The 10,970-nt window shown below is 48.3% G+C and carries 12 protein-coding genes; 6 read left to right on the top strand and 6 right to left on the bottom strand.

Features of this window, described 5'->3' with window-relative positions; all coding sequences use genetic code 11:
* Window position 1 precedes the first annotated feature (1 nt).
* Window positions 2-322, bottom strand: a complete 321-nt coding sequence (locus ACTJJJ_RS29565) for a PadR family transcriptional regulator (protein WP_426293748.1) — start codon at window positions 320-322, stop codon at window positions 2-4.
* Window positions 323-854: 532 nt separating this feature from the next.
* On the opposite strand from ACTJJJ_RS29565, the gene ACTJJJ_RS29560 reads away from it, so the two are divergent.
* Window positions 855-1,400, top strand: coding sequence for a hypothetical protein (locus tag ACTJJJ_RS29560; protein WP_426293749.1), 546 nt, complete (start codon window positions 855-857; stop codon window positions 1,398-1,400).
* Window positions 1,401-1,463: 63 nt separating this feature from the next.
* Entirely contained in the window at window positions 1,464-1,889 is a 426-nt protein-coding gene (locus ACTJJJ_RS29555; protein WP_440703730.1) for a DUF1810 domain-containing protein, read from the top strand.
* A gap of 66 nt (window positions 1,890-1,955) precedes the next feature.
* On the opposite strand, the gene ACTJJJ_RS29550 is transcribed toward ACTJJJ_RS29555, so the two are convergent.
* Window positions 1,956-3,068: an FAD-dependent monooxygenase gene (locus ACTJJJ_RS29550; protein WP_426293751.1), complete on the bottom strand. Its 1,113-nt coding sequence runs from the start codon at window positions 3,066-3,068 to the stop codon at window positions 1,956-1,958.
* 103 nt (window positions 3,069-3,171) lie between these two features.
* On the opposite strand from ACTJJJ_RS29550, the gene ACTJJJ_RS29545 reads away from it, so the two are divergent.
* On the top strand, window positions 3,172-4,134 hold the full coding sequence (locus ACTJJJ_RS29545; RefSeq protein ID WP_426293752.1) for a helix-turn-helix transcriptional regulator: 963 nt from the start codon (window positions 3,172-3,174) through the stop codon (window positions 4,132-4,134).
* Between the two features lie 111 nt (window positions 4,135-4,245).
* On the opposite strand, the gene ACTJJJ_RS29540 is transcribed toward ACTJJJ_RS29545, so the two are convergent.
* From ACTJJJ_RS29540 to ACTJJJ_RS29530, 3 genes are read right to left on the bottom strand one after another with little or no spacing between them, the layout of a single operon-like run.
* Complete coding sequence (locus ACTJJJ_RS29540; protein WP_426293753.1) at window positions 4,246-5,256, bottom strand: ABC transporter permease; 1,011 nt, start codon at window positions 5,254-5,256, stop codon at window positions 4,246-4,248.
* Complete coding sequence (locus ACTJJJ_RS29535) at window positions 5,210-6,217, bottom strand: ABC transporter ATP-binding protein (protein WP_426293754.1); 1,008 nt, start codon at window positions 6,215-6,217, stop codon at window positions 5,210-5,212. Before ACTJJJ_RS29535 ends, ACTJJJ_RS29540 begins: the two co-directional genes overlap by 47 nt.
* Before the next feature lie 5 nt (window positions 6,218-6,222).
* The gene (locus ACTJJJ_RS29530) at window positions 6,223-7,011 is read right to left on the bottom strand and encodes an NEW3 domain-containing protein (RefSeq protein ID WP_426293755.1); all 789 of its coding nucleotides are present in this window, start codon (window positions 7,009-7,011) and stop codon (window positions 6,223-6,225) included.
* A gap of 383 nt (window positions 7,012-7,394) precedes the next feature.
* On the opposite strand from ACTJJJ_RS29530, the gene ACTJJJ_RS29525 reads away from it, so the two are divergent.
* The 3 genes from ACTJJJ_RS29525 (at window position 7,395) to ACTJJJ_RS29515 (ending at window position 8,903) form a co-directional block, all read left to right on the top strand.
* Complete coding sequence (locus ACTJJJ_RS29525; RefSeq protein ID WP_426293756.1) at window positions 7,395-7,844, top strand: Hsp20/alpha crystallin family protein; 450 nt, start codon at window positions 7,395-7,397, stop codon at window positions 7,842-7,844.
* 69 nt (window positions 7,845-7,913) lie between these two features.
* The gene (locus ACTJJJ_RS29520) at window positions 7,914-8,198 is read left to right on the top strand and encodes a hypothetical protein (protein ID WP_426293757.1); all 285 of its coding nucleotides are present in this window, start codon (window positions 7,914-7,916) and stop codon (window positions 8,196-8,198) included.
* Between the two features lie 465 nt (window positions 8,199-8,663).
* Entirely contained in the window at window positions 8,664-8,903 is a 240-nt protein-coding gene (locus ACTJJJ_RS29515; protein WP_426293758.1) for a hypothetical protein, read from the top strand.
* Window positions 8,904-8,977: 74 nt separating this feature from the next.
* Here ACTJJJ_RS29515 and mobC read toward each other — a convergent pair whose 3' ends face one another.
* Window positions 8,978-10,966, bottom strand: a complete 1,989-nt coding sequence (gene mobC, locus ACTJJJ_RS29510; protein ID WP_426293759.1) for a conjugal transfer protein MobC — start codon at window positions 10,964-10,966, stop codon at window positions 8,978-8,980.
* Window positions 10,967-10,970: the final 4 nt, after the last annotated feature.

The following is a 10,970-nucleotide window of genomic DNA, read 5'->3' as shown; positions in this document are numbered from 1 at the left end:
CTCAGGCCGGTTTGGGAATAGCAATCCACATGCGGTTCCGGATCTCGCGGATGTTGTCCAAAGCCTTTGTTCCAGCCATCGTAATGGTGAAAAATCGCTTACTACGTCCGCCACGCTCCGCCGTAGCCCCTCCGAGTCTGGATGTAAGCAAACCCTTCTCTTCCAGTCGGGCCAGAGCAGCATGTACTGCGCCCAAGTTCACTGATCTCTGCATTTGTTGCTCAATCTCATTGGTGATAGCTGCCCCATAAGCCCCGCCGGCTAGTATCGCCACTGCCAGCAGCACCAATTCTTCAAATTCTCCCAGGTAGGTACCTCGCATACTAGTTAATTATTTCTGTATTTGTATAACAAATGGTATGCCATCTTAAAAAGATGCTTCTATTGTCTGCAAACGAGGTTTTTTGCAAATCTGCATGTCCGAAACTGAACACTCGGTGGAAGAATCGGACAAACGGGCGCTGGTGTCAGGAATTAATGCGGCTTGGTTAACCAAAGTAAAGAGATCATGCTGGCGAATTCGGTGTGTTGACCGTCAGATTCCTTGGCAATCGAGCTTTAGCCATGGCTTACTCGCAGATACCTGACAGCCCCTTTCATGACGATTTGTTCCGAGCGGTTACAATTGCTTTAATTTAATGGTTTTATTCTGTATTTTGAGCAGATAATCGAATTTCGATCCCTGTTTCACCAAGCCGTTATGCCAGTGTTGGATAGCTGCCGTGACTATGGGCCTATGTTTTGGCCTTACGACATTGTTTAGTTTTAAATAATTAATCCACCATTGAATGACCAATATTAGATCTTTCATTTATTCGCTGCTGGGTTGTGTTTGCTTAGCTTTCACTCGGGCTATGATACCCATTACAGATAACCAGCCCGCTGCCGGACCTCGGGTGGTACCCGTGGCTGTCGACACCATTGATCTCAGTAAATTTCCTATAAGTGAAAAGCCGTTGGCTGCGTTTCCGATATTCGCCCCTCCTGTGGGAGTCACCGCGCTAAACAAGCCAATAACCCGCGAGTTCGACCGGCTGTTCTTTCCTACCAAAGAGGGTATGATCCTTCTTGAAGGAACTGTTTACAAGACTTTTCTCATCAGTGAGACCGGCAAGGAGTGGTCGTTGGCTTATGTCGAAAAAAATTACCGGGATTTGATCACAGCCGCTGGGGGACTTTTGATCTTCCAGGGGAAAGTATCGCCTCGTGAACTAGACAAAATCAAGGATGAAGCGACCTACTTCGGCGAAGAGGGCTCGATTGATTATCCCAACAACCCGGTGAAAGTTTACGCAATCCGGCGGAAAGACGGGGATCATGTATTTGTGCAGCTTTCGGGAAATAGCGCAGGTGCTGCCGTTCAGATTTTACAGTTTCCCAAAGTTGAAGTGAAGCATTAATGCCGGCATTGCGCCGACATTAATTTATATGCTGGTTGCTATACGTCGCGTATTTGACCGAGGATGAGCGAGATGGATTTGCAAAAGTTTTTAGATGCGCAGCAAAGTGACTACGACGCAGCACTCAGTGAGATCAAAAATGGCAGAAAACGAGGCCATTGGATGTGGTACATTTTTCCTCAGATCAAAGGGTTAGGGCACAGCAGCACGGCTAACTATTTCGCCATCGAAAATCTCGATCAGGCGAGGCGGTATTTCGAACACCCCCTGTTGGGAAAGAGGTTAGTTGAAATATCCGGAGCAATGCTGGCGGTAGAAGGGAAATCGGCATACCATATTTTGGGAATCCCTGACGATCTTAAACTGCGGTCGAGTATGACGTTATTCAGTTTGCTGCCTGAAACGGATCCGGTGTTTGAGGCGGTACTAGAAAAGTATTATGAAGGGGAGGCTGATTTACGGACTTTGGCATTGGTGGGAAAGCGATAGAAGGGTCGATAACCGGAAAAACACGGTAATCAGTCCCGCACATATGCACGGGACCTGCTTGATATCCTATTCCTGGATCATGCTCCAAGCCGCAAAAGACGCTTCCAATTCTTGTTGCGTTTCCGGTAACTGAATTTTCAAAGAGTGATCGACACGCGCCTGCACGCTCTCGACAATGGGTTTGAACACTTCATTATAGTTCGCAAAAGCAGTTTGATGATCGTCATGCGCATTCAGTTGCTTGGCCAGCAAGGTCGCCCCCTGCATCGCCAGACTAGTGCCCATACCGGTGAAAAAGCTTGGCGCATAGGCCGCATCACCGATCAATGCGACACGTCCTTTGGTCCAGCCGGACATTTGGATTTGACAGGCTTCGTCGAAATAGAGGTCGTCAGCGCGTACCATCGCATCTAAAATCTGCGGGATCTTCCAATTGCTATTGCCGCCAAAGTATTCTTTTAAGATTTGCCTGGGTCGTTCGCGGTCACGGTAATCCCATTCCAGTTTGGGCGCCCGGAAGACCAGGATGGTGTTCACGCCATTTTGAAATTCAAAGATCACCGCCTGTTTTCCGAGCTCCCGATACACAATACCCGTCGACCCGAGCCTGCCTGTTTGGATCTCGTCGGTGACAGCAAATCCAAAATAAACGCCAAGAAATTTCTTAAACGCTTCCTCCGGCCCAAAGACGAGCTTTCTCACGGTGGAATGCGTACCGTCCGCTCCGAATACCAGATCGTAAGTTTGGTGCTGCCTTGTTTCAAAGGTCACCTCCACATGATCTTTTCGCTGGACCAATGTGGATATGCTGCTAGCGAACATGATCTTTACTTCATCCTTTGGAATCGCATCGTAAATGATCTGCACCAGTATCCCGCGATGTATCTCGACATCGCCCAGATATTCCGGTAAGGTATTAATGGCAAATTTGACCAGGGTTTGATCCCGGGCATCCACTATCTCATCCGTGTGGATATATTCATTGGATTTAACCTGATCGTAAATCCCCATTTCACGGGCGATCTCCAATGCCTCTCCACGAACATCAATGGGAGATCCGCCCGTTCTCAGGTCCTTGCCCAATTCTACCACGGTCACTTCGTAACCAAACTTATTCAGCCAGTAGGCCAGCGTTAATCCTGCAAAGCTGGCTCCGGAAATCAGCGCTCGTTTTTTCATGGTTTTCTGTTTGTTTTTTATCAGATACTATCTTGAACACAGCAAAACTACTCGTAGCTTTACGGTTAAAATATTCGATGAACGAGTTTTTTTAGTCGAGAAAATGAGTATTCAGCCAGGCGGACAGGAAAGCAGCGACATCGGGCAGTTTATGAATAAGCTGGGTTTGATCTTAGAGAATGTGTTGCAGCATTTTCAGGTGATCTATTTCAAAGGATTTACCTTTTTGCCCGACATGGCCATTCACTTCGGATCATTTTTGGTAACAGAGGATTTTACCCGCGTAACCGGGGAGTCGGATTTGGCTGGCGGTATCGGCTTTGTATTTCACAACATCTTTGCAGATGATCAGGACGGCGGAACAGCTATGTCCGGGTTAAACGCGCCGGTTGAGGCGCCTTATGTTCGTATTTTTCCTTACGCGATCCACCAAACATTACATTTCAAAAAGAACACGCGGGTATCACACGTTTCCATCAGTGTCAGTGCCGGCTATTTAAGGAGCTTTTTAAAGGAAGAGGCTGAACACTTCGATTACCTTTTCGATAGCGCCAGTAATTTTTGGATCGAGGAACTGATGACCGATGACATTTTACGAACCGTAAACGAGCTCGTCAAACGGGAGGGGCCGGGCGTGATGACAAGTTTTTACTACAAGATGAAAGCGACAGAATTGCTTTTCCATCTGTTCACAAGTTTGAAGAAGCGGGAAAGCGCGGCTGTCGTGAAACTGCATGCCAAGGACATCCACGCCGTCTACCAGGTCAGGGATAGGATTGTTTCGTCACTGAACCGGCCCGGCACCATCGCAGAATGGAAGCAGATCGCTGGCATGAACGAGCTAAAATTGCGCAAAATATTCACGCAAGTATTTGGAATGGGTATTTATGAGTACTATCAACATGTACGAATGAAAGAGGCCGCGCGGCTTCTGCGGGAAGAAAGGATATCTGTGTCAGAAGTAGGCTATCAACTCGGCTTCGAGAATCTGGGCCATTTTACTAAAATATTCGAAAGACACATCGGCAAAAAGCCAAAGCAATACAGTAGTGAAGTGAGATCATGATGTTTGATCGCATTTCTACGGCAAAGAACTGGTGATTTATCTGCGTTAGATAGACCAGCGGCCCCGGATCCTCCAAGCTTATCGCAAATTGCTATGCCCTAATGACGTATTCTAGCTTCTGATCTCTCTCCGCATGAATAAGTAATATGAATATGCAAAGCAGAGAAAAGTTGCGGCTAATAATCCGGACACTTGGGGCCAGACCACCATCAGGCTTTCCGTAAACGGAAGTGGTGAGGGAATAGCGCCCGCCATCTGCTCCATTGTCATCGGGCCGAGGCTTCGCACCGACGGCATCAGCAAAGTGGTCGTTGCATCGGAGAACAGCTGGCTTGGCGCGAGGCGGAGTATGTTCAGCATCATTTCATTGTAGCCGACCAGGTCTGCTTCGGTCTGTATGGTATGTCTGGGAATGAAAGCGGCCATCACCAAATTGACAACGATCTGATAAAATACTGTAAAAAATAGCCACACGCCAATCGCTGCGAGCGCGGAGGTGGCCGTTTGCTTGAATGCGATCGAGAACAATATTGACAAGCTCAGCCAAAAGCCGACATAGACGACAGCCAGAATGGTGAAGGTGAATATTCGGAGTACCTCGACTGGTTCGATCAAAACACCTGTGATACACAAGCCTGCGCCAATCATCAGTAAGACGAGCGTAAAAAACAGGGTGCCTACAAGGATTAACGCACTCACAAATTTTGCCAGGATCAGATTGTCGCGGTATACTGGCTGAGCCATCAGGCGAATCAAGGTGCCGTTATTCTGTTCGGAATTGATCGCATCAAAGCCCAGCGCTATCCCGAGCAATGGACCGAGAAAATTCAGGAATACATGAAATGGGGGCATCGTGCCGTCTGTACTGGTCAGCAGTTTCAGGTAAAGAAACGTGCTATCCGGGTCCTGAGCATTTGAAACTACGCTTTTGATATTGCTCAGCGAAACATATAAAGCCCCAAAAAATGTGAGCGCCAGCAATGCCAGCAATAGGATAAGCCGCCAGCTACGGATATGGTCAGTCACTTCTTTATCGACCACCACCCGAAAAGTGGTGACCGGGTTAGCGCCGGGGTCACTTTTTATGGATGTACCTTTTGAAAATGCTGCGAGACTTTTCATGGGCATTGTTTTCAATTAAATTGTTGTCAAAGTATTTTTGATAAATCTCATCAAGTCCGAATTCCCGCTTATGGACACCCATTACGTCAAGGCCCTTGGCGACAAAGAAGCGGACTATGTCAGGCGTAACATCCGAAGCGCATGCGATCTGCACGAGGTTTTCACTAATGCGCAACCCTCGCACGTCCCGGATGTCTCGCAGTTCATCACTATACTCCCAGGAAGCTGGTAAAGGTTCTCTCACCGTGATGCTCACCGAGTAGGAGTCTTCGGCAAAAAGGGCCTGTGAAAGCTTGTGAATATTTCCCTCCATCTGCATTTTACCGGCAGCGAAGATACCCACACGGTCACAAACCATCTGCACCTGGTGCAAATGGTGGGAAGAAAGCAAGACGGTCAATCCCTGTTCCCTGCTCAACTGGCGTATCAGATCAAGGAATTCTTTAACGCCCGCTGGGTCTATCCCGAGCGTGGGCTCGTCGAGGATGATTACTTCTGGCCGCTTGACTAAAACTTCCGCCAGACCGAGCCTTTGTTTCATACCGCGGGAAAAAACGGACGTTCTTTTGTTGGCCGATTCGCCCAGGCCAACCAGATCCAGCAGATCCAGCGCGCGGCGGTGTGCCTCATTTCCAGGGATGCCGTTGAGTTTTCCGGTGTATACCAGGTTTTCAAGGGCTGTCATATTTTCGTAAAAGCCGACGCTGTCGGGCATGTATCCCACTTTACGCTTTACCAGGATGGGGTTGGTCGTTGCATCGATTCCGCAGACCAGCGCTTTGCCCGAAGTGGGTTCGGTAAGGCCGAGCATCATCAGGATGGTTGTAGTCTTTCCTGCTCCGTTCGGGCCTAGCAAACCGAATATTTCGCCTTTTTCGACTTTCAGGTTGAGGTCATCGACTGCCTTCAGAGAACCATAACACTTAGTCAACCCCTTCAAATCAATGACAGGATTTTCCATACTGTTTATCGTCTGCCGTATTTTCTGATTAACCTGAATATTAAGCCAATGGCAAGTAAAATGACAAGAATGCCAAGCCAGCCGGATAGTAAGGAAGTCTTAACGGTGATCCGGAAAGCAGCATCTGCATTGGCGTTCTGGGTTTTAGCCGTAAAGGTGGAGACGTAATCCCCGGCAATTGTTTTGTCCGGAACATGCACCTTGGCCGTTACATCGATAGAACCGGAGGGGTCTATACGCTCCACTTTGGCCGGCTCAAAGGTGACCTGCCATTTCGGGGGTGTCTGGGCTGACAATTCCACATTAGTAAGCGGCAGGGTGCCCGTGTTCTTGATTGTGCATACGATCTGCTCTAGGCTACCTTCGGTAACATTTTCACTGAGTCGTCCGGAAGGAGTGGTTAGTTCGATCTTGTAAGCCCCTTTGAGAACGGCTTCAAGATTGAGCCTAAGCGTGTCGACGGGCGAAATAGCCGTTACGGGAATGGCATACTTTCCCGGCTTGGAATAAGGGCTTGCGCTCAGTTCTACGGATACTTCCTGCGTTGCGCCCGCTTCGAGATGGATCGATGTGACGGGGCTGCCCAAGGTGCGAAAAGATACCAGCCAGCCGGAGGGCACTTTCGCGTCCAAAGCATAGATCTTTGGCTGACCAGCCCCATTTTTTAGTGTTGCCGAATACCGGAATGGCTCATTGGCGCCGGCTTCCAGATTAAATAAGGTGGTTTGAAAAGAAGAACTTCCAATAGGTTTACCCGAAGGCTGCGCCTGTGAATTTGCCGGGAGTACGGCCATGAAAAATAAACCGTAAATGGAATAAGTGTTGTACTTTTTGAAAATTGGACAAAAAAGAGACATAATCTAACAAACAAAAGTTATCACTAAGTTTCATCTATTAAAGAATGGTTGCAAAGCCTCGTTCGGCCTATGCACTCTTCTTGGCGCGAAAATAAAAAATGAGTGAATTTTTCAAAAACCTGTTCAACAAAAATTTCCGATACTGCCAGGTTTGTCAGTTTTTTGCAGTGTAAAACTGTCAGAAAAAATGTCAGAACCCTGAAAAAATTTCCGGCAAATCCAGCTTGGAACGCACTTTGAATCAGCAGGGTAAGGCGGGCGATGAAGGCCGGCCGAAAGTTCATTATTCATTGTTTAACTTTTTAAAAAGGAGGTTGATTATGTCACTCATCAAAAGGAACGGGCTATTGCCCACAGCATTCCCGGCGCTGTTCGACGATTTCTTTGGCCGCGAACTTTTTAACTGGGGCAACAATAACTATTCAGCTACCAGTACAACGGTGCCTTTGGTAAACATCCGCGAGACAGGCGATAATTTCGATGTTGAAATGGCCGCTCCCGGAATGGACAAAAGCGACTTCAAGGTTGAGCTGGACGGCAACATGCTTACCATCAGCTCTCAAAAAGAGCATCAGCAGGAGTCTGGCCAGGATGGTTACAGTCGCAGGGAGTTCAGCTACCAGTCTTTTCAGAGAAGCTTCGTTCTTCCCAAAGACGTGGTCGATGTCGAGCACATAGCGGCAAAATATGAAAACGGCTTGCTACACCTGACAATTCCTAAGCGGGAACAGGCCAAGCAAAAAGCTCCGAGGCTGATTGAGATAGCTTAAAAAATTGGAGGGCTTGCGGGCCCTCCGATTTTTGTTATTCCGCTATTTTAAAATTTCAAAAAGAAAAATATGACGAGGGCCTCCTACGAAATAGCTGCCAACGTTAAGGCGCCGGGTGGATGGCGCCCCTTTGGTTATTTTCAGGTTGGTTACGACCAAGAGAAGGCTGTCGCAATTTTCGAAGGCCTGCAAGGGATTCCTGGGAATCATGGCGCAGCGCTGCGCTTGGAACTTTTTGAACATGTGGGTGACGAAAGCCTCTTGGTTGCTCACAAAGGTTGCACACTGGATGAGTTTACCGTCAATTCCCGGATCATTGCCAGGGACGTTTTTAAGTATTTCAATCTCGAGTAGCGCCACTGGCCAAAGAACAAGGATTACAATATTGCTGGACTCCCGCTTCTTGGGATTAGCGCTATAAAAGGCTGTAATGGTGGAGAATTCAGAGCCACTGATCACCCCAACTCGGAATTTGGGTTTGTCCCAGTCGAGTTAAGCAACAGGGGATTAGATGTCTATGATGCAAATCTTAATCTTATCGATCCGGCAGGCGAAGCGTTTTGATTTGCTTTAAAGTTCAAATTCAGTTCGCGACTAGATGAGCTTCACCGGATTGTCAGAAAACTTTTGGAATTCTTAGCCTTCGGGTGCAGCATATTCCTCTGGCGCAGTGTCAAAAAAAGAAATGCATTTTCAATAGGTAATTCGGCCGGAAAGCCCAAAGGCAGGATGGTTCCGCTGGTTATTTGGGCAAATTCAGCAGCGATTATTTCTTATGTCCAATATCCAAAGCGCCCTAAAACCCTTTACTAATACAATATGACTCAAAAGAAGATTGATACTGATCTCAGCCAAGAGGTCTGCCGGTTGCTGAAAGACTATCTGAGCCAGGTCAGTCAGTCTGGGCTTACTTCCCTTTCGGTAGCTGTCTATCAGACGCATGCAACTAATTTTGTTAGGTGGATACATGGAGAATTTATTCCTGGCGAGATGTTGTCAAAAAAGCGGGTGAAAACACTGGCAGCGGCCGGTCAAGCGCGATCACCAATCATTGAATAGCTTTTGATAACGGCTGATGGGCAAGCTCTTTTAATAGCTACCGCGCTCATTTAATTGCCTGGGAGCTTTGGCGATTATCTGCTGATGATCAAATGCGCCAGCTCCGGATCAGAGAGCATCCTTTCCATTTCCGAGAAAATAATCGTTTCTACATCTTCCTTGATCTGCCGGTAGTTGGCCTCGATAATATCAGGGTTTACCTTGCGGACAACAGGTAAGGGTTTTTGCGAAGCCTGCTGGCGGCCGGGTGCGTTATGCTCGTTGACCAGCGTGCAATGAAATGTTTTCAGATCCACGGGCTGGTCGGGATTATCAGCGCACATTCCGACAAATTCACCGGCGCTTAGGGCCGCAATGCGGGAGGGAGGAATTGCCGGGTCCAGCTGCTTGGAGCGGCTGATGGAGGTGTCAGTACGGTTGATCGTAAGGCTGGTGCGGTCCTGATTGATCCTTCCAAAGCGTTCAGAGAGCTGCTTGGCCGTCTCGCCACTGACCTGCCCGCAGATGATATTCCCTGTGATGTTCATGACCACGTCTGCAAGCTCTCTTCCATAATCTTTTCGGAGCTGGCTCAGGTCCTGAATCCCAAGGGTGGTCGCTACCTTGTTTTGCCGGGCGGTGGCAATCAGCGAATCAATATGGTTCAAATAGACGGTGGGGAATTCATCGAAGACAAGGCTGGACTTTTGTTTACCCTTTTGGTTGACTGCTTTGATCAGGCGGGATATATAAAGGGAGACCACAGCCCCATAAGTCATGATCTTGGCCGGATTATTACCCATACAAACTATTTTGGGGTCCGAAGGATTATTGATATCCAGGGAAAAGTCGTTTCCGGAGAGCACATAATAAAGCGCCGGTGAGGAGAGACGGGCCATCGAAATCTGCGCTGAGGCGATCTGTCCCTCCAGCTGCTGATTGGCGTGGTGGATGAAAGCAGATATAAAAGGGTTGATCAGTACCTGTATTTCTTTTTGGGTCCTGAGCACCGAGAAAAGTTTGGCGTGCTCAGTCTGCATCAGCTCGACCACGTGAGGCAGCGTGCAGAAGGTTCCGTTTTGATACTTTTTTAAAAACCATATAATGGCCGTCAGAAAGTTGATGGGAGATTCGACAAAAAAGTCGCCTTGACGGCGGATCCATTCCCGGTTCAGGCCCATCAGGATGGTGCGGGCCGACTCTGCCGCATCGGAGATGTCAGTCATCGAGTCCGGGTCGAGCGGGTTGCAGCGGTGTGATCGCGAAAGATCATCAAAGTTCACATAGTAAAACGCCTTAGCCGCCTTTTGGCCACCAGGTGTATTTAACCAGGTATTGTAGGCGATGCTGGTCAGATCGTCAAACTTAAAATCGTATATGAACATGGTAAAGCCCTTCATGATGTGCTGGGTAATGATATGACGAATCACGTAGTAGGTTTTTCCAGAGCCAGGGGATCCGACCAAGAGAATGCCTCGGAACGGGTTGATAAAATTCACCCAGCTGTCCCGCGTTCTGCCGCCATGCCGGTAGCGCGCTTTCAGATTGATCGAATACTGGTTTTCCAATAGCGCTTCCTGTTGTGGAAAGCTCTCATTGTCGGCATTGAAGATGTCGACTGCGATCTTTTGGCGGATCACCCGAGAGAGCCGGGCCCCGCCTAAAAGAATGATCAAATAGCCGCTCGAACACCAAAGCATGTAGATTGCCGCGGCAAGCGGGCGATCTGGCCCGGTGATGCTCAGAGATAGAAAAGAAAAGTGAAAGCAGACCAGCCCCGTAGATGCCCACAAGAGCGGGGAGCGCATCGAGAGCTTTTCATCTTTTTTGCCTTTTGCGCCCAGCAGCGAAATAAAAAGAAACAAAAGCGCGGCCAGCTTAGTCTTGTAAAAATGACTGAAAAGCTGCGTCTTTATCAGCTGCTCGAGCACCTTATCACTCCAAGGTGCTGTCAGCTGCCAGGATTCAAAGGCCCCATAGCAGTAATAGTAGTAGTGAAGGGCCAGCAATGCAAGGCTGATCATGCGGCTCATGTCCATGATCCGCTGTAGTGCCTGCTGGTTTTCTGCGGTGGCTGAGCTCATCCTT

Source organism: Dyadobacter sp. 22481, assembly GCF_052044875.1.
Lineage (GTDB): Bacteria > Bacteroidota > Bacteroidia > Cytophagales > Spirosomataceae > Dyadobacter > Dyadobacter endophyticus.
Note: the sequence above shows the minus strand (reverse complement) of the source record. Positions and strands in the feature narration are given on the sequence as shown.